Annotated in this window: 22 protein-coding genes and 1 pseudogene; 6 read left to right on the top strand and 17 right to left on the bottom strand. The window is 68.5% G+C overall.

Annotation, left to right across the window (positions count from 1 at the left end; genetic code table 11):
* The first annotated feature begins 217 nt into the window (after nucleotides 1–217).
* Nucleotides 218–1411: an amidohydrolase family protein gene (locus ACIBI9_RS43005; protein ID WP_397231418.1), complete on the top strand. Its 1194-nt coding sequence runs from the start codon at nucleotides 218–220 to the stop codon at nucleotides 1409–1411.
* On the opposite strand, the gene ACIBI9_RS43010 is transcribed toward ACIBI9_RS43005, so the two are convergent.
* A complete protein-coding gene (locus tag ACIBI9_RS43010; protein ID WP_397231419.1) occupies nucleotides 1367–2524 on the bottom strand; it encodes a PucR family transcriptional regulator in 1158 nt (385 codons plus the stop codon). The two genes, ACIBI9_RS43005 and ACIBI9_RS43010, sit on opposite strands and share 45 nt — an antisense overlap.
* Before the next feature lie 176 nt (nucleotides 2525–2700).
* On the opposite strand from ACIBI9_RS43010, the gene ACIBI9_RS43015 reads away from it, so the two are divergent.
* Nucleotides 2701–3627 carry an adenosine deaminase gene (locus ACIBI9_RS43015; protein WP_397231421.1) on the top strand — a complete coding sequence of 309 codons (927 nt, stop codon included), beginning with the start codon at nucleotides 2701–2703 and terminating at the stop codon, nucleotides 3625–3627.
* 245 nt (nucleotides 3628–3872) lie between these two features.
* Here ACIBI9_RS43015 and ACIBI9_RS43020 read toward each other — a convergent pair whose 3' ends face one another.
* From ACIBI9_RS43020 to ACIBI9_RS43030, 3 genes are all read right to left on the bottom strand, one after another.
* On the bottom strand, nucleotides 3873–4145 hold the full coding sequence (locus ACIBI9_RS43020) for a hypothetical protein (protein ID WP_397231423.1): 273 nt from the start codon (nucleotides 4143–4145) through the stop codon (nucleotides 3873–3875).
* 194 nt (nucleotides 4146–4339) lie between these two features.
* A complete protein-coding gene (locus ACIBI9_RS43025; protein WP_397231424.1) occupies nucleotides 4340–4606 on the bottom strand; it encodes a hypothetical protein in 267 nt (88 codons plus the stop codon).
* A 203-nt stretch (nucleotides 4607–4809) separates the two neighbouring features.
* Nucleotides 4810–5079 carry a hypothetical protein gene (locus ACIBI9_RS43030; protein WP_397231425.1) on the bottom strand — a complete coding sequence of 90 codons (270 nt, stop codon included), beginning with the start codon at nucleotides 5077–5079 and terminating at the stop codon, nucleotides 4810–4812.
* A 550-nt stretch (nucleotides 5080–5629) separates the two neighbouring features.
* On the opposite strand from ACIBI9_RS43030, the gene ACIBI9_RS43035 reads away from it, so the two are divergent.
* Nucleotides 5630–5821, top strand: coding sequence for a hypothetical protein (locus ACIBI9_RS43035; protein ID WP_397231427.1), 192 nt, complete (start codon nucleotides 5630–5632; stop codon nucleotides 5819–5821).
* Here ACIBI9_RS43035 and map read toward each other — a convergent pair.
* From map to ACIBI9_RS43050, 3 genes are all read right to left on the bottom strand, one after another.
* Nucleotides 5808–6575, bottom strand: coding sequence for a type I methionyl aminopeptidase (gene map, locus ACIBI9_RS43040; RefSeq protein ID WP_397231428.1), 768 nt, complete (start codon nucleotides 6573–6575; stop codon nucleotides 5808–5810). The two genes, ACIBI9_RS43035 and map, sit on opposite strands and share 14 nt — an antisense overlap.
* Nucleotides 6576–6648: 73 nt before the next feature.
* A complete protein-coding gene (locus tag ACIBI9_RS43045) occupies nucleotides 6649–7371 on the bottom strand; it encodes a siderophore-interacting protein (protein ID WP_397231429.1) in 723 nt (240 codons plus the stop codon).
* Complete coding sequence (locus tag ACIBI9_RS43050; RefSeq protein WP_397231431.1) at nucleotides 7368–7901, bottom strand: PadR family transcriptional regulator; 534 nt, start codon at nucleotides 7899–7901, stop codon at nucleotides 7368–7370. The genes ACIBI9_RS43045 and ACIBI9_RS43050 overlap by 4 nt, the downstream gene beginning before the upstream one ends.
* A gap of 400 nt (nucleotides 7902–8301) precedes the next feature.
* On the opposite strand from ACIBI9_RS43050, the gene ACIBI9_RS43055 reads away from it, so the two are divergent.
* Nucleotides 8302–8766 carry a hypothetical protein gene (locus tag ACIBI9_RS43055; protein WP_397231432.1) on the top strand — a complete coding sequence of 155 codons (465 nt, stop codon included), beginning with the start codon at nucleotides 8302–8304 and terminating at the stop codon, nucleotides 8764–8766.
* 129 nt (nucleotides 8767–8895) lie between these two features.
* On the opposite strand, the gene ACIBI9_RS43060 is transcribed toward ACIBI9_RS43055, so the two are convergent.
* The 5 genes and pseudogenes from ACIBI9_RS43060 to tnpA form a co-directional block, all read right to left on the bottom strand.
* Entirely contained in the window at nucleotides 8896–9336 is a 441-nt protein-coding gene (locus ACIBI9_RS43060; RefSeq protein WP_397231433.1) for an HIT family protein, read from the bottom strand.
* A 113-nt stretch (nucleotides 9337–9449) separates the two neighbouring features.
* Entirely contained in the window at nucleotides 9450–9896 is a 447-nt protein-coding gene (locus ACIBI9_RS43065; protein ID WP_397231435.1) for an NUDIX domain-containing protein, read from the bottom strand.
* Nucleotides 9889–10536: a class I SAM-dependent methyltransferase gene (locus ACIBI9_RS43070; protein ID WP_397231436.1), complete on the bottom strand. Its 648-nt coding sequence runs from the start codon at nucleotides 10534–10536 to the stop codon at nucleotides 9889–9891. The genes ACIBI9_RS43065 and ACIBI9_RS43070 overlap by 8 nt, the downstream gene beginning before the upstream one ends.
* Nucleotides 10537–10574: 38 nt before the next feature.
* Entirely contained in the window at nucleotides 10575–11552 is a 978-nt protein-coding gene (locus ACIBI9_RS43075) for an NAD(P)-dependent alcohol dehydrogenase (protein ID WP_397231438.1), read from the bottom strand.
* 296 nt (nucleotides 11553–11848) lie between these two features.
* Nucleotides 11849–12249, bottom strand: a pseudogene (tnpA, locus tag ACIBI9_RS43080) (IS200/IS605 family transposase).
* 54 nt (nucleotides 12250–12303) lie between these two features.
* On the opposite strand from tnpA, the gene ACIBI9_RS43085 reads away from it, so the two are divergent.
* Together ACIBI9_RS43085 and ACIBI9_RS43090 are read left to right on the top strand one after the other, a co-directional pair.
* Nucleotides 12304–13617, top strand: coding sequence for an RNA-guided endonuclease InsQ/TnpB family protein (locus ACIBI9_RS43085; RefSeq protein ID WP_397231440.1), 1314 nt, complete (start codon nucleotides 12304–12306; stop codon nucleotides 13615–13617).
* A gap of 325 nt (nucleotides 13618–13942) precedes the next feature.
* Nucleotides 13943–14086: a hypothetical protein gene (locus ACIBI9_RS43090; RefSeq protein WP_397231441.1), complete on the top strand. Its 144-nt coding sequence runs from the start codon at nucleotides 13943–13945 to the stop codon at nucleotides 14084–14086.
* A 957-nt stretch (nucleotides 14087–15043) separates the two neighbouring features.
* Here the strand turns inward: ACIBI9_RS43090 and ilvC are convergent.
* From ilvC to ACIBI9_RS43115, 5 genes are all read right to left on the bottom strand, one after another.
* Complete coding sequence (gene ilvC, locus ACIBI9_RS43095; protein ID WP_397231556.1) at nucleotides 15044–16027, bottom strand: ketol-acid reductoisomerase; 984 nt, start codon at nucleotides 16025–16027, stop codon at nucleotides 15044–15046.
* 23 nt (nucleotides 16028–16050) lie between these two features.
* Entirely contained in the window at nucleotides 16051–16575 is a 525-nt protein-coding gene (ilvN, locus tag ACIBI9_RS43100; RefSeq protein ID WP_394497471.1) for an acetolactate synthase small subunit, read from the bottom strand.
* A complete protein-coding gene (locus tag ACIBI9_RS43105) occupies nucleotides 16568–18307 on the bottom strand; it encodes an acetolactate synthase large subunit (RefSeq protein WP_397231443.1) in 1740 nt (579 codons plus the stop codon). Before ACIBI9_RS43105 ends, ilvN begins: the two co-directional genes overlap by 8 nt.
* Nucleotides 18308–18511: 204 nt before the next feature.
* Nucleotides 18512–21139, bottom strand: a complete 2628-nt coding sequence (locus ACIBI9_RS43110) for a putative bifunctional diguanylate cyclase/phosphodiesterase (RefSeq protein ID WP_397231445.1) — start codon at nucleotides 21137–21139, stop codon at nucleotides 18512–18514.
* 236 nt (nucleotides 21140–21375) lie between these two features.
* The gene (locus tag ACIBI9_RS43115) at nucleotides 21376–22173 is read right to left on the bottom strand and encodes a 2-hydroxyacid dehydrogenase (RefSeq protein WP_397231447.1); all 798 of its coding nucleotides are present in this window, start codon (nucleotides 22171–22173) and stop codon (nucleotides 21376–21378) included.
* Nucleotides 22174–22292 lie beyond the last annotated feature (119 nt).

Below are 22292 nucleotides of genomic sequence, written 5' to 3' on the forward strand. Positions count from 1 at the left end.
TTCATCCTTGAGCGGCGGTGAACGTGCAGGTCAGGACGGTATCCATTGATTATTACCATCGTGTGACGGTGGTTTTGGACGCCCGCGCACCGGAAGCCGTCACGCAGGGAGAATGCGGGAAAACCGCTGGCGAGCCCTGTAGGTCCCTACGAGAGGGCCACCCGAGGACCGTAGATCCCTCCAGCCACCCGGCGGCTCCGGTAGCGTCGGGCATGAAATGAGACTCGACGGAATCCCCCTTTGGGACGGTACCGAATATCGCGGCCCAGTCGATCTGAGCTGGGAGCCGGACCGGATCATCAGCGTGCAGCCGGACGTCGTGCCTGGCAATGACGGTCTGTGCGTGCTCCCGGGTCTGGTGGACACGCACGTCCACCTGGTCGGCTACGCGGGACCCGGCGACCCGCCGGACTTCGCGACCTGGCCGCTGGTGACCACCCGGGACGAGCAGGTGCTGCACGGCGTCGCCCACGCCCAGCGGGCCATGCGGCACGGCGTGACGACGCTGCGCGACCTGGCGGGTGACGAGGCTCAGATCGCGCTGCGCCGGGTGTTCGACGCCGGGGTGCTGCCCGGTCCGCGCATCCAGGTGCACGGCGTGGTGGGGATGACCGCCGGGCACAACGACCTGTTCGTGCCGCCCGCGTTCCCCGTGCGCAAGCCCACGGCGGACGGCCCCGACGAGTGCCGCAAGCTCGTACGCACCTGGGCCCGCGCCGGCATGGACGGCATCAAGCTCACGACCAGCGGCGGCGTGCTGTCGATCGGCGACAAGAACGCCTGGCGCAACTACACCCGCGACGAGATCAGGGCGGTCGTGGACGAGGCGCACGCGCTCGGCATGCTCGTGGCCTCGCACGCCCACTCCGAGGACGGCATCCGCGTGGCCGTCGAGGAGGGCGTCGACTCGATCGAGCACGGCACGCTCATGGCCAAGGACCTGGCCGAGACGCTCGCCGCCCGGGGCACTCCGGTCGCGCCCACGCTGCTGATCAACGAGGCCATCGCCCAGGGCCGCGTCCCCGTCACGCCCGAGGCAAGCGCCAAGGCCGCCGAGCTGATCGCCCAGCGCGACGTGCTGCTGGCCCAGGCCGCCGCGCTGGGCGTGCGGTTCGTGCTCGGCACCGACGCCAACGGCCACCACGTGCAGTTCGGCGACCAGTACGCCGAGGTCGTCCACATGACGCGGGTGCTCGGCATGGACGCCGAGTCGGCGCTGCGCGCGGCCACCTCCGACGCGGCCGACTCGATCGGCATGCCCGTGGGACGGATCGCGCCGGGTCTGGGCGCCGACTTCGTCGTGCTGCGCGGCCGCCCGTGGGAGCGCATCGAGGACCTGGCCACGGAGAACATCGTGGCCGTGGTCTCACGGGGCCGCGTCGTCGCGGGCCGCCTGCCCGTCTCTCCCTGACCGCAGCGCCAGATAGAGGTCGGTACGGTCGCGCATCGACGACATGCGCCGCCCGGTCAGCTCCTCGATCCGCTGCATCCGGTAGCGCAACGTGTTGACGTGCACGTACAGCTCGTCGGCCGTGCGCTGCCAGGAGCCGCACGTCTCCAGGAAGATGTCGAGCGTGCGCAGCAGCTCGGAGCCGTGCCGCGCGTCGTACTCCTCCACCGGCCCCAGCAGGTGATCGCGGAAGGACCGGCGCGCGCTGGCAGGCAGCGCGGCCATCAGCAGGTCGAAGCTGTCGATGTCGGCCACCGACATGATCGACACCGGCCCCGGCCCGCCCCGCGCGGACTCCATGCCCCGCCTGGCCGTCTCCAGCGCCTCGCCGAGCTGCGACACGCTGGCTGCCATCTCGCTGATCCCGGCGGCGATGCTCAGCCCGGGGCGCTCCGCCACCAGGCCGCGCAGCTCGTCGGCCAGGCTCTTGCGCGACGCCCGGCCGTTGACCAGCACGATCGCCTCGTGCGGGGCGCCGCCGACGACCAGGTGCCGGCCGCTCCTGGCCAGGCCCTCGTGCAGGACCTCGGGCAGGTCGTACTCATTGTTGGCCGGTCCGGTCCGCGTGACCACCATGGCAGCGGTCGGCAGGCCCGGGTCGGCGCCGAGCAGCCGCAGGTGCGCGGAGACCTCGCCCGGCGGGATGTGGCCCAGCACGTCGAGCAGCGTCTGCGCCCTCATCCGTTCGGCCCTGCGCTGCTCGGCCGCGAACCCCTCGGCGGTCACGACCTGGGTGATCGCGCCGAACGACTGGTCGGGCGCGGCCAGGAGCAGCGGGAGCCGGCGCCGTTCGCACGCCTTGACCAGCTCCTCGGGCAGCTCTCCCAGCACGATCAGCCCCACGACCAGGCCGGCGACGTCGGTGGCCCACAGCGCGTCGGCGAACCGCTCGCAGTCGGCCGGCTCGCCGTACCAGACGCCGCTGGTGAGCACGAGGTCGCCGGACTGCAGGTAGCGTCGCGGGTCGGGCAGGTCCGTCGGGTACGCGCGCCGGATCTCGCGGTCGACCTCCTCGTGACCTGTCACAAGCGTCAGCCGCAGGTCGTCGCGCGCGAGCAGGTCCGACAGCCTCATGAGTTCCGATGTTATGCCAGACGATGAGAAACCTCCGAGGCGGACTGCCGCTACGGTCGCACCCCGGCGCGACAGTGGAGCGGCAGTCTGATTAGGAGGTTTCTCATCGGAAAAGCCCGCGCGTTCAGAGGTTCGCACGATACTTCCATCAGCCGGGGTCGGGTTTACTCGTTGCCATGCGTCCCAAAGCAGAGCTCCATCTGCACATCGAAGGCACCCTCGAGCCCGAGCTCGTCGTCGAGCTGGCCAGGCGGAACCGGATCGACCTGCCGACCTTCGACGTGGACGCCATCCGCTCCCGCTACTCCTTCACCGACCTGCAGTCGTTCCTGGACCTCTACTACGAGCACATGGCGGTCCTGCGCACCGAGGAGGACTTCTACGACCTCGCCGCCGCCTACCTGCGGCGGGCCAAGGAGCAGGGAGTGCGGCACGCGGAGATCTTCTTCGACCCCCAGGCGCACCTGAGCCGGGGCGTGCCGCTGGAGGTGGTGTTCGGCGGGCTGTCGGCGGCCTTGAAGGACGGCGACGTGTCGGCCGCGCTGATCCTGTGCTTCCTGCGTGACCGGGGGGCGGACGAGGCCGAGCAGGTGCTGCGGGCGGCGCTGCCGTACCAGGAGTCGTTCATCGGGGTGGGGCTGGACTCGGCGGAGGTGGGCTACCCGCCGTCGCTGTTCAGGCGGGTCTTCGAGATCGCGGCCGCCGAGGGATTGCACCGCGTGGCGCACGCGGGCGAGGAGGGCGGGCCCGACTACGTGTGGGAGGCGCTGGACATCCTGCGCGTCGAGCGGGTCGACCACGGGATCAGGGCCATGGAGGACCCGCAGCTCGTGGCCAGGCTCCGGGACGAGCGGATCCCGCTGACGGTGTGCCCGCTGTCGAACGTACGGCTGCGCGCCGTGCCGTCCCTGCGTGACCACATCCTGCCCGCGATGCTGGACGAAGGGCTCGTCGTGACCGTCAACTCGGACGACCCCGCGTACTTCGGCGGTTACGTCGAGGACAACTACGCGGCGCTCCAGCGGGAGCTGGGGATGACGGACGAACAGCTCGACCGGATCGCCCGTAACTCCTTCGACGCGTCGTTCGCGTACGAAGGCTGACCATGCGGGAACCTGCCCCTCGGCATCGGCCGCCGAGGAGCAGGCCCGGTAGCGGCATCGCTGTTTCTGGCGAGGTGTTCGAGACCGCCGCCTCCGAGGGGCCTGCGTAGGGTGGCGGACGCGGATTCGAAGTGCGGGCCGACCACCTGCGCGCGGCCTCTCTCACAGACGAGATTGGGCGGGACCGTGAGGCCCGACCCTGCGGGCGGGCCTCTCAGTCACGTTTCTCAGCCGCTGAGGAGACTTCAGGCGAGCGTGCACTTCCGGTTGTCGTTCTCGCTGTGGCTGCCGAGGATGAGGTTGCTCAGGATGTCGCCGGTCTCGACGTTCAGCAGGCGGTTCTCGTTGTCGTTGATGTCGCCGCCCGCGATGTAGTTGTCGTCGCCACAGACGAACAGGATCTTCCTGTTGTCGTCCTTGTCCTTCGGCCAGCTGGTGGTGGTGGCCGCGAACGCGGAGCCGCCGAACACAGCCATCCCAGCGACGAGGCCGGCCAGAACGAGCCCGTGTCTATACATGTCGATTCCTCTCAGTTACCTGACAACTACTCTACGTAGCTGTCGAGAGGAATGTCCCCGGCCCTTAACTTCGACAAACACCCACACTTTTCACTTTTGGCCCGCATCTCACAGGCGAAATTGAGCGAGCCACGGGGCCCGACCTTTCCAGGCGGGCCCCGTGGTTACGTTTCTCAACCGCTGAGGAGACCGCTTCAGGCGAGCGTGCACTTCCGGTTGTCGTCCTCGCTGTGCCGGCCGAGGATGTTGCTCAGGATGTCGCCGGTCTCGACGTTCAGCAGGCGGTTCTCGTTCTTGTTGATGTCGCCGCCGGCGATGTAGTTGTCGTCGCCACAGACGAACAGGATCTTCCTGTTGTCGTCCTTGTCCTTCGGCATGGTGGTGGTGGCCGCGAACGCGGAGCCGCCGAACACAGCCATCCCGGCGACGAGGCCGGCCAGAACGAGCCCGTGTCTATACATGTCGATTCCTCTCGGTTACATGTCGACTACTCTACGTAGCCGTCCAGAGGAATGTCCCCAGCCCTCAACTTCGACAAACACCCGCACTTTTCACTTTTAACCCCGCGCGCAGCCTGTCTCGCAGGCGAAATTGAGCGAGCCACGGGGCCCGACCTTCCAGGCGGGCCCCGTGGTTACGTTTCTCAACCGCTGAGGAGACTGCTTCAGGCGAGCGTGCACTTCCGGTTGTCGTCCTCGCTGTGGCTGCCGAGGATGTTGCTCAGGATGTCGCCGGTCTCGACGTTCAGCAGGCGGTTCTCGTTCTTGTTGATGTCGCCGCCGGCGATGTAGTTGTCGTCGCCACAGACGAAGAGGATCTTCCTGTTGTCGTCCTTGTCCTTCGGCCAGCTGGTGGTGGTAGCCGCGAACGCGGAGCCGCCGAACACAGCCATCCCGGCGACGAGGCCGGCCAGAACGAGCCCATGTCTGTACATATCGATTCCTCTCTGGTACATGTCCACTACTCTCCGTAGCTGCCGAGATGAGATGTCCCCGGCCCCCAAGTTCGACAAACGCCCACAATTTTGCTCTTGACCTGGCGAAATGGCCTGCATGGTCGAACCGGTGCACAGTTCGCTGATCTTGACGTTGCGGTGTTCCCCTGCGGGGATTCCTGTACCTTTTCCAGCCTCGCCACAGACCATGGCGCGGGCGCAGCTGGGGGCTCACACTGGTACATGCGGGGGGTGATCATGACCATGTGTGACGATCCGGACCTTCGGGCGGCTCCCGAACGGCGGTCCGAGCTCGACGCCATGCGTGCCCTCGTGGTGGTCGGGCTGGTGTTCTTCCACGCGTCGCTGGTGTTCGACTCCCAGGACGACTTCTACCGGATTTGTCCGCAGTGCTCCGGCCTTCAGACGGGGGGCGAGGCGAACCATCCCGGTTGCCGGGAGGGCAGTCGTCAGGCGCGCTCGCCGCGTCAAGCCCGCCACCGTAAGGCAGGAGGGAATCTCCCCCGTTCACCGGAGGAGAGCACTCAAAGTGCTGCACCAGCCGATCGTCGTCGTGGCGGTGGCCTATTTCGTGGTGGGATGGCCGGTGCCGATCCCGGTCGAGTATCTGCTGATCGTGGCGCTGGCGCTCGTGCTGACCGTGGCGGCCTACGACGTGCTGGTGCGGCGCACCAGGGTCACCAGGTTCCTGTTCGGGATGCGGGAGCCTACGGCAAGGTGAGGATGACCGGGCCGTCCGCGGTGATGGCGACCGTGTGCTCGACGTGCACGCTCCTGCTGTCGTCGCCCGAGCACACCGACCAGCCGTCCTCGGCCATGTAGTAGGCGTCGTCGCCCCCGGCCATCAGGCTCGGCTCGATCGCGATCACCAGGCCGGGACGCAGCCGCATCCCGCGTCCGGCGCGGGCCTCGTTGGGCACGAACGGCGACTCGTGCATGGCCCGCCCGATGCCGTGGCCGCCGAAGTCGTTCTGCATGCCGTATCCCGCGCCGCGCCCGACCGTGGACATGGCGTGGCCGATGTCGCCCATCCGGCCGCCGGGCACTGCCGCCTCGATGCCGGCGGCCAGCGTCTCCTCGGCGACTCTGATGAGCTTGAGGTCCTCCGCGCGCGGCTCGCCGACCGCGAAGCTGACCGTGCCGTCGGCGTGCCACCCGTCCACGAACGCGCCGCAGTCGACGCTGATCAGGTCGCCGTCACGCAGCCGGTACGGGGTCGGCAGGCCGTGCAGCATGACCCCGTTCACGGACGTGCAGATGACCCCCGGGTACGGGGTGGCGCCGAACGACGGGTGATACCCGAGGAACGACGCTCCGGCCTTCGCGTCCCCGATGACCGCCCGGGCCACCTCGTCGAGCGCTTTCAGCGAGACGCCGACGGCGGCCCGCTCGCGCACCGCGGCGTGGACGGCGGCGACGACCCGCCCCGCCTCCCGCATCGCGTCAATCTCCCCGGCACTCTTCAGCTCGATCATGACCCCTCCTCACGTGCAACACCAATAACTATACCGGTATTACTATCACGCGGCGAGGGGCGGGCGCATCGCTCTAGTCGAGCCCCTTTCTGCCGGGCGTCCAGAAGGGCTTCGTACGGACGTCCCTGCGCTGCCAGCCGCGCTCGTTGACCAGGTGGGCCCGGATGGCCTGGATCGTGCGCGCCTCCCCGGCCAGATAGGCCATGCCGGGCTCGTCCGGCAGGTCCAGCTCCCTGACGGCGTCGACCAGGACCTCCGACCTGGCCGCCGGCTTGTCCCCCCGGCACACCTTGACCAGCTCCTTGGGCAGTTCCAGGTGGTCGCCCGGCCCCTCGGCCTCCACCGCGCCGTACGCCGCGACGCCTTCCGGGAGCGCCCGCAACATCGCGCCGAACGCCACCGAGGCCGTCTCCTCACCCGCGAACAGGTGGTAACGGGCTTCCTGCGTGACGAAACTGCCGTCCGGCCTGGTGAAGGAGATCTCCATGCCGGGCTGGGCGTTCCTGATCCAGGAGGCGCCCGGCGAGTCGCCGCCGTGGTCGTAGCCGATCAGGTCGAGGGCCTCCCAGGTCGGGTCGTGCTGCCAGATCGAGTACGTGCGCAGGACGCCGCCCAGCAGGCCGCCGCCGTCACCGATGAAGAGGCGTACGTGCTGGCCGGGCGTCCATTCCAGGCCGGCGAGCGCCTCTCCCCCGATCCTGACCCGCCGCATGCGGGCGGTCACCTCCTCGACCTCGACCACCTCACCCGTGAGGAACATCCGGTCGAGTAACCGTCGCGCGACGCTCCGCCTCATGGCGCTTCCTTCCATGGCCGCCTCCTGGTGTCCAGCTCCTCGATCCTGCGGCGGGCCTCCACGAAGACCTCCTGGATGCGCTCGACCACGGCAGGGTCGCCGTGCGCGTGGGCCAGCGCCTTCACGGCCGCTTTGACCAGGCGCAACGCCGGTCCGACGATCTCGGCGGCCTCGGGCTCGCGGAACATCCCCCACTCGCCCCTGCTGGCCGCCCGCCCCCACAGCCGCTCGATCTCGTCGGCCTGCTCCTCGGCCGCCCGCCTGCCGTCCTCGGTGACGTGGTAGACCTTGCGGCCGTCGGTCTGCTCGACGCGGACGAGCCCTTCGTCCTCCAGGAGCTGGAGGGTGGGGTAGATGGAGCCGGCGCTGGGCTCGTAGGTGCCGTTGAAGCGGTCGGCGAGGCGGCCCATGACCTCGTAACCGTGGCCGGGCCGCTCGACGATCAAGGCCAGGATGGCCAGGCGAAGCTCGCCAGGACCGAAGAAGCGCCCGGTGAGGCCCCGCTGGGGGCCGCGACGTGCGTTCATCATGGCTCGGATGCTATATCGAACGATATAGCTAAGCAAGTATCGATCGAGCTCATCGCGGACCGGCCACCCGGCAAAGCCGCAGGACAGGGCTCTTCTTCGGAGGTGATGGCAGCGGTTGGTGATGCCACTGGCGGGGGTATGGAGGCTTACGGTGCTGTTGTGGAGGGTGTGGGTTGCTGTTGCCGGAGGGCGGGTGCACCGTATGCCCCGCTTCCGCCCGACGCCCGCTATGACGGACGTCTGAAAACAAGGCTATGGCCTGTCTATGCCCGGCTCCTCGGCGAACATGGCACAAGCCACAGAACGCGTCTCCGCTTCGTCACAGAGCGCGACCGTCGTGGCACTGTACTCATCCAAGGTCCGGGGCACGCGGGGCGAGCCATCCAACACAGGGGGATTGATGAGTACACGGGGGAACGGCAAGCGGCTGCGGATGAGGGGGCTGCGCGCGCACGGCGTACGGGCGCTGACCGTGGGAGGCGCACTGGCCGCCTCGCTGCTGGCCGTCGCCGGGCCGGCGCACGCTGCGACCGACGTGGGCGTGTCCGGTTCGGAACTGCAGATCTTCGGGGGCGCCGCGTCCGACAACATCGACGTGTCCCTGTCCGGCCGCTACGTGATCGTTTCGAACGCCGGCGACTCGATCGCCACGTCCGCGCCGTGCAAACAGCAGAGCGCCAACCGGGTGGCCTGCCCGGCCGACCAGATCGAGTCGATCCTGGCGCTCACCGGAGAGGGCGACGACACGATGCGCAACCGTACGCGCCTGCCGATGAAGGCCCATTTGGCGCCAGGGCGGGACAACCTCATCTCGGGGAACGGGGTCGCCACCATCGGCGGCTCCGGCAACGTGATCGAGATGTAGTCGGGCGACGACGTGCTTTCCGGCGACGCGGGCACCGACCTGGCCGGCGGCCGCGATGGCACGCACAGGTGCGACGCCGAGTCCGGGAAGTCCGGCGAGAACTGATCGCCGGGTGAGCGCCCCGCCGCTTCAGGAAAGGAGGCGGCGGGGCGCTGACTGGAACCGGCGGATCTCCGCCCCCAACCCGCGCAGCGACTCGACCGGGAGCTCGGTCTCCGTCCACGGAGGCGTGAGATCCGTGTCGGTGTAGCGCGGAACCACGTGAATGTGGAAATGGAAGACGCTCTGCCACGCGGTTTCGCCGCTCGCGTGCCACAGATTGACGCCCTGCGCCCCCAGCGCACCCGTGAGCCGGCGAGACACCTCCGCCGCGGCCCGCATGACGTGGGCCGCCTCGTCGAGCGGGATCTCCGTCAGATCCCGGTGATGCGTTCTCGGCACGACGAGCGTGTGCCCTTTGGTGGCCTGGGCGAGGTTGAGGAAGGCGATCGTGTGGTCGTCCTCGTGGATCGTCTGTGAGGGCTCGGTGCCTTCGATGATCCGGCAGAAGACGCACTGGGCGCCGCTCACGCCGCGGGCTTCCGCATGCGATCGAAGGCGAGAGCGTCGTAGCGCCGGCGAACGGGCTCGGTATCGGTCACGGATCATGATGATCGCAGCCCCTCCGAAACCCGCTCAACCGTTTATCCGGCGTCGTGCTCGAACAGGCGGTGGAGGAGCGCGCCCTGGCCGGATTGCAGCACGTGGCCGTGTCGGAGCGGGATCCAGAAGCACTCGAATAGCGTGGGCGGCTCGTTACCGTCATGGTCTTCGCTGCTCGCCCACCGATCCGGGGTCTCTTCGTGGAGGGCCAGCTGGAAGATGTGGCGGCGTTGGAGCTCGGCGCGGTAGGGGGTCGTGTCGTACTCGGCCACACCGAGTTTCCGCACGACGGTGAAATCGTGGAGCCCGGTCTCCTCCCGCGCCTCTCTGAGCGCGGCGTCCCGAGGGTCCTCCCCTTCCTTGATGGTCCCCGCGGGGACCTGCACGCCCACTTCCTCAGGGCTGTAGTCCACGTGGCGGAACACGAGCAGCTCGTCATTGCGGACGATGTAACAGAGGGCTTTGTCGCGGATCGGTCTGTCAGGCATAGGCGATGATCGCATAGCGCTCGTCGTACACCGGACCGCCCCAAAGGTCGGCGTCGTCGCTGAGCGGCTCGACGCGCAGGTCGGCGACCAGCGGGCGGACGGCGGCGGCCAGGTCGGCGGCGCCGAGACCGCCGTTCCAGGGCAGCGATCCGGCTCCCTCCACATAGGGCGACCCGGTCTCCCGCCAGCGCCCCTCCACGAGCACGAGCCTGCCGGACGGGCGCAGGCGGCCGGCCCACTCGCGCAGGGCCGCCTCGGGGTCGGGCAGGGTCCACACCAGGTGCCGGCAGAGCACCACGTCGAAGCGGTCGTCGCCGGTGGGCGGGGCGGCGGCGTCGCCGACCAGGAACCGCCCCGCGAGCCCGGCGGACGACAGCTTGGCGCGGGCCTGCTCGATCATCCGCGGCGCCACGTCCACACCGGTCACCCGGTGCCCGGCCGCGGCCAGCAGCATGGACAGGGACCCGGTGCCGCAGCCGACGTCGAGGACGTCGGCCGGGTGGGACGGGGTCCAGGCGCGCAGGCGGCGGTCCCAGGCGGCACGCGTGCGGTCGGCCCGCAGGCCGTGGTCCGGCTCCTCGTCGAAGGTGGGGGCGGCGGCGTCCCAGTAGCCGGTGATCGCGGAGGTGAGATCGGACATGGGCCCGATCCTCTCAACCGCCACCGACAATTCCGCCGTCATGCCATGGTGATGACGACCTTGCCCCGAGCGTGACCTCGCTCGATGTAGCCGATCGCCTCGGGGACCTCGCTCAGCGGATGGGTCCTGTCGATGACCGGCCTGATCTTCCCCGCTTCGAGGAGGTCGCGCAGGGCCACGAGATCGTGCGGGTTCTCGTCGGCCACGTGTCCCGCGACCAGGCTCTGCCGTACAAACAGGGACGACACCATCACGTGGAGGATGCGGACCATGACCCCCACCCAGCGCCCGCCCCTGTCGCCGCTGTTGTGGAGATAGATGCCCCGAGGAGCGAGCACGCGCCGGCAGTCCGACAGGGAGCGGTTGGCCACGTTGTCGAGGATGACGTCGTAGCGCTCGCCGCTGCGCGTGAAGTCCTCCTTGGTGTAGTCGACGACGTGATCGGCCCCGATCGACCGCACGATCTCCACGTTCCCGGGGCCGCACACGCCGGTCACCTCGGCGCCCAGCGCCTTGGCGATCTGCACCGCGAACGGCCCCACCCCACCCCCCGCCCCGTTGACCAGCACCTTCTGCCCGGCCCTGACCTGCCCCTTGTCGCGGAGCGCCTGTAACGCGGTGACGGCCGCGACCGGCACGGCCGCCGCCTCCTCGAACGTCAGCCCGGCGGGTTTGCGCACCACGAACCCCTCCGCCGGAAGGGCCACGTACTCGGCGAAGGCGCCGCGGCAGAAGCCGTACACCCCCTCGCCAGGCTGCAGCACGGTGACGCTCCTGCCCACCGCCACGACCTCCCCGGCCAGGTCGGCGCCCAGCAGGTGGGCCTTGGGACGGGTCAGCCCGGCCTGCGCCCGGAAGATGTAGGGCAGGCCGCGCAGCAGGTGCCAGTCCCCCGCGTTGACGGAGGCCGCCCGGACGCGGACCAGCACGTCGTCGTCGCCGATCTCGGGCTTGTCGACGTCCTGGAGCTTGATGACGTCGGGCGAGCCGTAGGAGTAGTAGCGGATGGCCTTCATGGCGATGCTCCCTGGTCAGAGTCTTCGGTCATGTGTAAAGTTCTTCTTACACATGAAAGACGGTAACACTCGCCGATCGCAGCCGACAATGCTCACTGATCGATAGCAATTGCTAAGGTCCGCAGCTACGAGATGGACCCACAGCTCCATCTCAACGGCGGCTTCTACCGCAATGCGGGCGAGCGCTCCCACTCTTAGGTGGCAGGTGAAGGCCCGCGCGGAAAAGCCCCTCTTGGGCCTGAGCGTGCGCTGGCCTGAACTGAAGGACCGAGCGTCACCACGCGCCCAGTCTTGTGTCATTTCTGGTGTCGGTCCTGGGACTGGATGTACGTGCGGACGGTGGTCAGGTTCGCGCCGCCGGTCGAGCCCGCGTAGTAGAAGCGGGACCAGAAGTGCCCGCCCCACAGGCATTTGCGGACGTGGGCGGCGTATTCCTGGCGCAGGTAGCGGGCCGACACCCCGTCGAGGCTGTTAACGAGGAGCTCAGAGCGACCTTGGGCGGGTAGTGGACGAGGAGGTGCACGTGGTCGTCCTCGCCGTTGAACTCGGCGAGTTCGCAGGCGAACTTCTCACACACCTCCTTCATGATCTGCTGGCAGCGCGTGAGCATCTCATCGGTGAAGACGTTGCGCCGGTATTTGGTGATGAACCCCAAATGCGCGGTGAGTTCGTGAACGCAATGGCGACCCGTTCTGATTTGAGGATTCGGTTCTCACCTCGGTGACGTACACCAAATGACAAAATGTGGTTTGTGGAGCTGGAGAAACGCAACCGCGCTCATGTGGCGCGCCTGGACCTGGACAGTCGCCAGTCGGCCATCCTGGATGGCCAGGCGCACAGCGCGCGGGCGCTGTGGAACCTGCTGCACGAGTACTACACCTTCCGGCAGGGCCGCTTCGCCACACTGAAGGACTGCGATGAGGCGATCCGGGAGGCGCGCAGGGACATCGACTGGTTGAAGGACCTGCCCGCGCAGGCTTCCCAAGCTGTGCTCAAGACCTATCGGCAGGCGTGGGCGAACTTCTTCAACCCCGACCATCCCGCGCAGCGGCCGAAATTCAAAGGGCGTTTTCGGTCCCGGATGGCCGTGGATGTTCCGCAGGGGCGGGATCTGCACATCACCCGGGTCAACCGGCGGTGGGGCGAGGTCAACATCCCCAGACTGGGCCGGGTCCGGTTCCGGTGGACCAAGGACCTACCCGGCATCACCGGATCCTCCGCCGACGGGAAGATCACCGGTGCCCGGCTGGTCAAGGAGGCCGACGGCTGGCACATCATCTTCCGCACCCAAACGATGGAGATACCCCCGACCCCGCATGAGGGTCCGGTGACCGCGATCGACCGAGGCATCACCGTCCCCCTGGCCCTGGCTTCAGGGCAGAAGATCCGCCACCGCGAGCAGTGGCTGTCGCACAAGGAGGCCGAGCGTCTGCTCCGGCTGGAACGCAAGGCCGCCCGCCAGAAACGGGCCGCCAAGCCGGGCCGGCCGACCTCGAACCGGTTGAAGAGAACTTATGACCAGATCGCCGGCCTGCGCGCGAGAGCCAAGCGCCGGGTGATCGACTGGCAACACCAGACCACCGCGAAACTCACCGACCGCTACAGCGTGATCGTGCTCGAAGACCTCAAGGTCAAGAACATGATGGCCGCCGCCTCGGGCACCGTGGAGGAACCGGGGACGAACGTCGCCCAAAAACGCGGCCTGAATCGCGCCATCGCCGGTGAGGCATGGTCGCGCACCGCCGAGTTCCTTGCCTACAAAGCCCTCGACAAGGGCGGAAAAGTCGCCTACATCCCGGCGGCGAACACCAGCCGGGAATGCCACCAGTGCCACACGATCACCCAGGGATCACGGCAATCCCAGGCCAGGTTCGTGTGCAAAAACCCAGCTTGCGGGTGGATCGGCAACGCCGACACCAATGCCGCCCGCGTCCAGGTGTACCGGTACAACTCAGCCGTCGGACAGGCGGTAAACGGACGTGGAGGCCTTGCGGTACTGGGGCCTGTGAAGCGTCAAGCCACTCATAGTGAGACCACGCCCGCCCCGCAAGGGGTGGCCGCGTAGCGGCCATGAGAATCCTCCCCGTTCACGGGGAGGAGCATGTCAAATCCAGTACGCCGACCACCACCGCACCCCACACTCTCCCGTGGGTCTTCCGGTTGATGAGCGTTATAGGAAACCACCCTCTCGGCCGATGATCAAGCGTAGATGCCGTAATGATCATGAACCACCGAAACTAGTCGCAGGGGGATCGCCTCTCGCAGCTGGAGCGGGTTTGTAGCCATTGAACTGCTGCGCCTCCCGATCGGCCTTACTGACTGCCCTAAGGATCATTCATGCAGAAATCTACGCAGAGGCGTCGATGATGGCTGACAGCATGAGCAGAACTGTGATCAACCTCGACGACGAGGCCACGGCCGAAGCCGGGGAATCCGAGAAATGGCGTAGGCGGGCGGTTGCAGTGGCTCGCATGCGTGAGATGGTGGCCGCAGGAGAGATCGAATTCTCCGTCATCGAGGAGCGGCACGCATAGCTCTCCCTACGATTCGAGGCGTCGTTCCAGCTGTCCGGGATCGACAGAATCACCCTCCTGACGTGCAAGCTTGCGGGCTACCTTCTTGGCTCCCGCACCATCACCACGAATATTCGAAGATCCCTTTCCATCCAAGCCGGATCCGCAGGAGATCTGAGGACGGGGGCTCTGGCTGGTCGGCGCGATGTCGATGCAGTGGGGGGTGCGCTGGCTCCCCCGCGAATGGTCGACGGTTTGGGCGCTCACCGACACCTCTCCAAACGCTCGGAAGCGAGAAGTGCGCGGTCATGAGTCTCAGCGCCGTGATCGCGGCTGTTTACTTCAAGGACCCGCGCAACCGGCCAACCAGCCGAGAGCATGTCGAACGGGTCGTCCTCTTCCATTTCGGCTCGTGGGAGAACGCCGAACGCAGACGGAAGGGCCGTCATCGATCACTACTGGTGGCCGCTCGTGAACGCCGAAGAGGACGACCGCTGGAAGGCCTCTGGCACCTAGCCAGCCAAGGAATGGGGGACGACAGCGGCGCTGGCTCGGGGTGTGCGCCGCAGGCGCCTCAAGCAGGGGCGTCTGAGCGAAGCGAAGTCCTACAGGGGTCGGGGCTCCGGCCCGACTGGAAGCGCCGCCTGAGCTTTCCAGCGCGAAGCGGCCCATGCGAAGACCTTGCGCGCCGTCAGGCGCGCCCCGGGAAGGCGCCCGAGCGGCAGCGAGGACCACTCGGGGCGGGCTCCAGCAGGCCAAGCCGGTAACCGGGTCCCGGGTGGGCGATGGCGCCGTAAGGCACGGGGGTGCGCCGCAAGGCACCCAAATGAGAACGCCTGAGCCCCTTGGCGCGAAGCGGCCCCCTGCGAAGACCTTTGGCTCGGGGCGGGCTCCAGCAGGCTGACCACCCAGACGGAAAACGGGTGGGTGCGCCCGGCTCACCTACGCCGACGCCCCACCCGTACCCCGAAGAACTGACTACGCCTTCAGCCAGCTCATCATCGGACGCAGCTTGGCGCCCGTCTTCTCGATCGGGTTCTCGGCCAGCTCGTCGCGGTGACGCTGGAACTCCTTCTGGCCGCTGTCGAACTCCTCGACCAGCTGCCGCGCGAAGGTGCCGTCCTGGATCTCGCCCAGGATGCGGCGCATCTCCTGACGCGTCTCGTCGGTGATGACGCGCGGGCCGCGGGTGTAGCCGCCGTACTCGGCCGTGTCGGAGACGGACCAGTACATCTTCGAGATGCCGCCCTCGTACATGAGGTCGACGATCAGCTTCATCTCGTGCAGGCACTCGAAGTAGGCGACCTCGGGCTGGTAGCCGGCCTCGATCAGGGTCTCGAAGCCCGCCTTGATGAGCTCGGACACGCCGCCGCACAGCACGGCCTGCTCGCCGAACAGGTCGGTCTCGGTCTCCTCCGTGAAGGTCGTGCGCAGCGCGCCGGCGCGGGTGCCGCCGATGCCCTTCGCGTACGAGAGCGCCAGGTCCAGCGCCTTGCCCGAGGCGTCCTTCTCGACGGCCACGAGACACGGCACGCCGCGCCCGGCCTCGAACTGGCGGCGGACGAGGTGGCCGGGGCCCTTGGGGGCGACCATGCACACGTCGACGCCCTCGGGGGCCTCGATGAGGCCGTAGCGGATGTTCAGGCCGTGGCCGAAGAACAGCGCGTCACCCTCGACCAGGTTGGGGGCGACGGCCTCGGCGTACAGGTGGCGCTGGATGTGGTCCGGCGCCAGGATCATGGTGAGGTTGGCCTCCTCCACCGCCTCCGCCGGGGTGACGACCCGCAGCCCGTCGTTCTCCGCCTTCTCGCGGCTCTTGGAACCCTCCGGCAGACCGACGCGCACGTCCACGCCGGAGTCACGCAGGGAGAGCGCGTGGGCGTGGCCCTGGCTGCCGTACCCCAGCACGGCCACGTGGCGTCCCTGGATGATCGACAGGTCGGCCTGGTCGTCGTAGTAAATCTCGGTCACTTGCTCAAAACCTTTCAGGCGGTACGGTCCAGTGCCCTGAGGGACCGGTCAGTGATGGAACGGGCGCCGCGGCCGATGGCCACCATGCCCGACTGGACGAGTTCTTTGATCCCGAACGGCTCGAGGACCTTGACGAACGCCTCGAGCTTGTCGGGGGTGCCGGTGACCTCGATGGTCACGGCGTCGGCGGCCACGTCGACGCAGCGCGCGCGGAAGAGGTTGACCAGCTCCAGCACGTGGGAGCGGCTGTCGGCGTCGGCCTTGACCTTGATCAGCATCAGCTCGCGCTGGACGGACTGCGACGGGTCGAGCTCGACGATCTTCAGTACGTTCACCAGCTTGTTGAGCTGCTTGGTGACCTGCTCAAGCGGCAGCTCCTCGACGCTGACCACGATGGTCATGCGCGAGATGTCGTCGTGTTCGGTCGGCCCCACTGCCAGCGAGTCTATGTTGAAGCCCCTTCGGCTGAACAACGCGGACACGCGTGCCAGTACGCCCGGCTTGTTCTCGACAAGCACCGACAGAGTATGCCTACTCATCCTCGTTCTCCCACTTGGGCGCCATGTCACGGGCGATCTTGATGTCGTCGTTGCTGGTGCCTGCCGCGACCATGGGCCAGACCATGGCGTCCTGGTGGACGACGAAGTCGACCACGACGGGCACGTCGTTGATCTCCATGGCCTTCTTGATCACGGCGTCCACGTCCTCGGCACGCTCGCATCGCAGGCCCACACAACCATAGGCCTCGGCCAGCTTGACGAAGTCGGGGATGCGGCGGACCGTCTGCAGGTCGGTGTTGGAGTAGCGCTGGTCGTAGAAGAGCGTCTGCCACTGGCGGACCATGCCGAGGTTGCCGTTGTTGATGACGGCGATCTTGACCGGCACGCCCTCCAGGGCGCAGGTGGCCAGCTCCTGGTTGGTCATCTGGAAGCAGCCGTCGCCGTCGATGGCCCACACCGTGGATTCGGGGCGGCCCATCTTGGCGCCCATCGCGGCCGGGACGGCGAAGCCCATCGTGCCGAGGCCGCCGGAGTTGATGAACGTGCCGGGGTTCTCGTAGTCGATGAACTGCGCGGCCCACATCTGGTGCTGCCCGACCCCGGCCACGTAGTACGTGTCGGGCCCGGCGATCGCGCTCAGCCGCTCCATGACGTACTGGGGCGCCAGCGTGCCGTCCTCGTACGTCTCGTAGCCCAGCGGGTAGGTCTGCTTGTAGCCGTTGAGCGTCGTCCACCATTCGGTGTAGTCGCCCTTCTGGCCGGACGCCTCGATCACGGCGACCAGGTCGCCGATGACCTCCTTGCAGTCGCCCACGATCGGCACGTCGGCGTGGCGGTTCTTGGAGATCTCCGCCGGGTCGATGTCGGCGTGCACGACCTTGGCGTACGGGGCGAACGACCCCAGGTCGCCGGTCACCCGGTCGTCGAAGCGCACGCCCAGCCCGACGAGCAGGTCGGCCTTCTGCAGCGCGCCCACGGCCGACACGCTGCCGTGCATCCCCGGCATGCCCATGTGCTGCGGGTGGCTGTCGGGGAACGTGCCGCGCGCCATCAGAGTGGTGACGACCGGGATGCCGGTCAGCTCGGCCAACTGCAGCAGCTCGGCGGAGGCATGCGCCTTGTGGACGCCGCCGCCGACGTACAGGACGGGCCGCTTGGACTCGGCGATCAGCTTGGCGGCCTCGCGGATCTGCTTGGAGTGCGGCCTGGTGACCGGGCGGTAGCCCGGGAGCTGCATGGTCGGCGGCCAGCTGAAGGTGGTGTCGGCCTGCAGCGCGTCCTTGGAGATGTCCACGAGCACCGGGCCGGGACGGCCGGTGGAGGCGATGTGGAAGGCCTCCATGATCGTGCGGGGGATGTCCGCGGGATCCGTGATCAGGAAGTTGTGCTTCGTGATCGGCATGGTGATGCCGGAGATGTCGGCTTCCTGGAACGCGTCCGTGCCGATGGCCGCGCTGGCCACCTGGCCGGTGATCGCCACGATCGGCACCGAGTCCATGTACGCGTCGGCAATCGGCGTCACCAGGTTGGTGGCACCGGGGCCGCTGGTGGCCATGCACACCCCGACCTTGCCGGTCGCCTGCGCGTAGCCCTCGGCCGCGTGACCGGCGCCCTGCTCGTGGCGTACGAGCACGTGCCGGACCTTGGTCGAGTCGTAGAGAGGATCGTAGGCCGGCAGAATGGCACCGCCCGGGATCCCGAACACTGTGTCGACTCCAACGTGCTCCAGCGCCCTCACCAGGGCCTGTGCACCTGTCATCCGTTCGGTCATCGGCTCGTTCCTTGCGTGGCTACTCGCTTAAGGACATAAAAAATGCCCCTTCCCACCGGACGGCGGGTCTGGGGCGGCGCGCAGGTCGTCGTGCTTCGCTATCGGCCTGCGCGCCGGCGAAGTACTACGAGAATCTCACTGCGAAGCATGGCCTACACCATAGCCGCACCGAACGCCCTGGTGTCAACTTCGTGGACACTTGTCTCAAACAGTGAGACTCGTACGCATCAACGAGTCGACTCCGCGCGCCGCCATCGGCCGTGCGACTAGGAAACCCTGACCCTTCGTGCACCCCATCCGCTTGAGCAGATCGAGCTGTTCGGGACGCTCTATCCCCTCTGCCACCACGATAAGCCCGAGGTCGTGGCCGAGCCGCACGATCGTACGGGTGAGCAGGGTCAGCGTGTCGTCCTTGCCCAGCCCCGACACGAACGACGGATCGATCTTGATCATGTCGACCGGGAGTTGCCGCAGGAACGCGAGCGACGCGTAACCCGTGCCGAAGTCGTCGATGGCCAGCCGCACACCGAGCGCCCGCAGCTCCGACAGCCGCTTGATCGTCTCCTCGGCGTCCTCGACCAGCATCTCCTCGATCACCTCAAGGGTGAGCGCGGAGGCCGGCAGCCCGCTCTCGGTCAGCGCCTCCTCGACCGTCTCGACGAACCGCGGCGCGGTGATCTGACGGGCCGAGAGGTTGAGCGACAGGCCGATGTCCCAGGACGAGGCCCGCCAGGCGGCCACCTCGCGGCACGCCTCGCGCAGGATCCACTCCCCCAGCGGCACGATCAGCCCGGTGTCCTCGGCCGGGCCCAGGAACCGCTCGGGCGGTACGAACACCGACCCGCGCCACCACCGCACCAGCGCCTCGACCGAGGTCACCCGCGAGGTGGCCAGGTCGACGATCGGCTGGTATTCGATCGCGAACTGCTGCTCGATCAGCGCCCGCTGCAGGTCGGCCGCCAGCTCCAGCCGGCGCACCACGTCGGCGTGCATCTGCGCGGCGAACACCTCCACCCGCCGCCCGCCCAGCTCTTTGGAGCGCGCCATCGCGACATCCGCGTTACGGATGAGGTCGCCCGCCGGCATGTCGTCCTCGGTGAAGGCCACGCCCACGCTCGCGGTGAGCGCCACGTCGCGGTCGGCGACGCGGAACGGCTCCTGCGAGACCGCGCGTACGAGCCGCTCGGCCAGGTCGACCGCGACCTGCGCGTCGCCGCCCGTCTCCACGAGCACCGCGAACTCGTCGCCGCCCCACCGGGCGAGCGTGTCGTCGGCGCGTACGGCGCCGCGCAGCCTGCGCGCGGCCTGCCCGAGCAGGTAGTCGCCGCTGGCGTGGCCCACCGAGTCGTTGACCGAGGTGAACCCGTCGAGGTCGAGGAAGATGACCGCGACGTTGGCCCCTCCCGTGCCGGAGGTGCGCCCCGAGAGCACCTCGCGGGTGCGCTCCTCGAAGTAGGCGCGGTTGGGCAGCCCGGTTACGCCGTCGTGGAAGGTCAGGTGGGCGACCTGGTTGCGCAGCGCCTCCTCGTCGCTGATGTCCCTGGTGGTCACCAGCAGCAGCTCGTCGCCGCCGACGTGGCGGGTGGCGACGGACTCGGTGGGCCGCCACGTGCCGTCGGCCGCGCGCACCCGGCAGGCGATCAGGCAGGCGCCCGGCGCGGCGTTGTCCTCGTCGAGGTGCATGGCGCGCAGCGCGACCTGGATGCCGGGGACGTCCTCCGGGTGGATGTAGTCGAAGATCGACCCGCCGACCACGTCTTCGGGGCGGTAGCCGTACGTGACCTCGACCCCGGCGTCGATCTCGCTCACCACGCCCTCGTAGTCGCAGAGGAACACCACGTCACCGGTGCTCTGGGCGAGCTCCCTGAGCTGCCGCTCACCGAGCTTGACCAGGCCGCGCAGGCGCATGTTGGTCGCCGAGACGAAGAACAGGCGGACGAGCAGGAGCAGCACCACGGAGACCGCGACCACCACGACGCCGGTCACGGGCCGCTCGGCCCCGCCGCCGACCAGGTGGGCGAGCAGCGTGCAGGCGGCCACGGCGACCAGCCCCATCGGCACCAGCGCGACCACACCGCCGACGGCGGACCTGCCCGCCGCGCCCGGATGCGGCACCCACGGGACGGCGGCGAGCAGCAGGAACGCGACAGGCGCGAGCATGACGGTCCAGATCTGCGGGTCGCCGCCGTCGAGCCTGGCGACCCCGGCCGCCAGGCCCGCCACGGTCATGGTGGCGAGCGCGCCGACGCCTGCCAGGGCGAGCGGCCAGGAGGAGGCCCGGCTCGTCAGCACCGACGGGATCACGGCGCACGTCACCAGCAGCGCGATCATCGGCGGCAGCATGACCAGCGTGAACGCCGCCGGGTCCGCCGCGTCGTCGTAGACGTGCCGCAGCGCGGCCACCCAGCCGATCAGGAAGAGCGACGCCGCGCACAGGTAGGCGTCGGTGACATGCCGTAAAACGACCCTGGCCGGGAATCTGCGGTCGGCGGCGATCAGCGCGCCTCCGGCCGTCACCACGGTGCCGAGCAGCACGAACAGGTCGGCGAAGCTGACCAGGAAGCTCTCGGCGAACGGGCGCAGCGCCACGCCGGCGGCCCAGATGACGGCTCCGCCGCCCATCCAGCGCGCGCCCAGCGCCGTCGGCCGGTGACCGGCCGACTTCACCGAGGCGAACAGCAGCGAACCGGCCGCGATCAGCGCCGCCAGCCCGCCGGCGACAGCGCCGGTGAGCAAGGCCTGACCGCGTACGCCGAGCGCGGCGGCGAAGGCCACCGCGCCTGCCGCCGCCGCGGCGGTCAGCGGCACCCGTGGATCACGCCAGCGGATCACAGTCGTTGCCCATCCCGTCTCGAACCCTGCACCTGCGACCGCCGAAGCCCGGTCGATCACTTCGCCAGTGTGTGCGCTCGTGGGTGCGCGGGTGGTGACAACGCCGATGTCGTCACCGATCTGATAACCACACAGACCAATTTCCGCCAAGAGATCCTTGACAGCGAGTCAGGACCTCCTCGCAAAGGCAACCGTACGCACCGAAGGTCACGGACCAGCCACGTTCCGGGATCCTCTCAGTACGAGTCGGTGATGACGTTGACCAGCGGTTCGCCTGCGAGGTAGCGCAACAGCTGGGCGCGGATCAGGCGCAGCATGCGCCGCCCGGACGCGGGGGTGCTGCCCGCGACGTGCGGAGTGATCAGTACGCCCGGAGCGCTCCAGAGGGGGTGGCCCTCGGGCAGCGGCTCGGGCGCGGTCACATCCAGCGCGGCGCGTAGCCTACCGTTTTTGAGCTCCGCGATCAGCGCGTCCGTGTCGACGACCCCGCCCCTGGCGGCGTTGACCAGCACGGCGCCGTCCTTCATCCGCGCCAGGAAAGCCGCGTCGACCATGCCCGCGGTGTCGGCCGTGGCGGGCACGAGCAGCACCACGACGTCCGCCTCCGGCAGCAGGGCGGGCAGCTCGTCCATGGCGTGCACACCGTCGCGGGCGTTCCTGGCCACGCGTACGACCTCGACCTCGAACCCCTCCAGCCGCCTCTCCAGCGCGGCGCCGATGGAACCGTGGCCGACGATGAGCACCGTCGAGTCGGCCAGCACGTCGGTGTGGTGGTAGGTCCACTCGCCCCTGCGCTGCGCGTCCACGAACCCAGGGAACTCCCGCAGCACCGCGACCATCGCCCCGACGGCCCACTCGGCGGTCCCGGCGTCGTGCACGCCGCGGGCGTTGCACAGCACCGCGCCGTCCGGCATGTGCGGCTGGTACGGCTCCACGCCCGCGGTGACGGTCTGCACCAGCCGCAAGGAGCTCATCCTGGCCAGCGTGCCCGGCACGTCCGGCACGGTGACGAGCGGCGGAATCCAGACCTCCACCTCCTCGATCCCTTCCGGCATCGGGGCCGTGCCATCGTAAACAGCACATTCGACCCCAGGCAGGTCGGACAGAACATCAGCCACCGAATCGGACGCAACCCAGGTCTTCATGCCGAGAA

It is taken from the genome of Nonomuraea sp. NPDC050451, assembly GCF_044458585.1.

Excerpts from the sequence above, each read along its gene's own strand:
- map (WP_397231428.1), bottom strand. The coding sequence starts at position 6,575 with ATGATCGAGCTGAAGAGTGCCGGGGAGATTGACGCGATGCGGGAGGCG.
- ACIBI9_RS43105 (WP_397231443.1), bottom strand. The coding sequence starts at position 18,307 with ATGACCGAACGGATGACAGGTGCACAGGCCCTGGTGAGGGCGCTGGAG.
- ilvN (WP_394497471.1), bottom strand. The coding sequence starts at position 16,575 with ATGAGTAGGCATACTCTGTCGGTGCTTGTCGAGAACAAGCCGGGCGTA.
- ACIBI9_RS43020 (WP_397231423.1), bottom strand. The coding sequence starts at position 4,145 with ATGTATAGACACGGGCTCGTTCTGGCCGGCCTCGTCGCTGGGATGGCT.
- ACIBI9_RS43070 (WP_397231436.1), bottom strand. The coding sequence starts at position 10,536 with ATGTCCGATCTCACCTCCGCGATCACCGGCTACTGGGACGCCGCCGCC.
- ACIBI9_RS43065 (WP_397231435.1), bottom strand. The coding sequence starts at position 9,896 with ATGCCTGACAGACCGATCCGCGACAAAGCCCTCTGTTACATCGTCCGC.
- ACIBI9_RS43055 (WP_397231432.1), top strand. The coding sequence starts at position 8,302 with ATGAGTACACGGGGGAACGGCAAGCGGCTGCGGATGAGGGGGCTGCGC.
- ACIBI9_RS43075 (WP_397231438.1), bottom strand. The coding sequence starts at position 11,552 with ATGAAGGCCATCCGCTACTACTCCTACGGCTCGCCCGACGTCATCAAG.
- ACIBI9_RS43015 (WP_397231421.1), top strand. The coding sequence starts at position 2,701 with ATGCGTCCCAAAGCAGAGCTCCATCTGCACATCGAAGGCACCCTCGAG.
- ACIBI9_RS43005 (WP_397231418.1), top strand. The coding sequence starts at position 218 with ATGAGACTCGACGGAATCCCCCTTTGGGACGGTACCGAATATCGCGGC.
- ACIBI9_RS43045 (WP_397231429.1), bottom strand. The coding sequence starts at position 7,371 with ATGAGGCGGAGCGTCGCGCGACGGTTACTCGACCGGATGTTCCTCACG.
- ACIBI9_RS43010 (WP_397231419.1), bottom strand. The coding sequence starts at position 2,524 with ATGAGGCTGTCGGACCTGCTCGCGCGCGACGACCTGCGGCTGACGCTT.
- ACIBI9_RS43050 (WP_397231431.1), bottom strand. The coding sequence starts at position 7,901 with ATGATGAACGCACGTCGCGGCCCCCAGCGGGGCCTCACCGGGCGCTTC.
- ACIBI9_RS43030 (WP_397231425.1), bottom strand. The coding sequence starts at position 5,079 with ATGTACAGACATGGGCTCGTTCTGGCCGGCCTCGTCGCCGGGATGGCT.
- ACIBI9_RS43025 (WP_397231424.1), bottom strand. The coding sequence starts at position 4,606 with ATGTATAGACACGGGCTCGTTCTGGCCGGCCTCGTCGCCGGGATGGCT.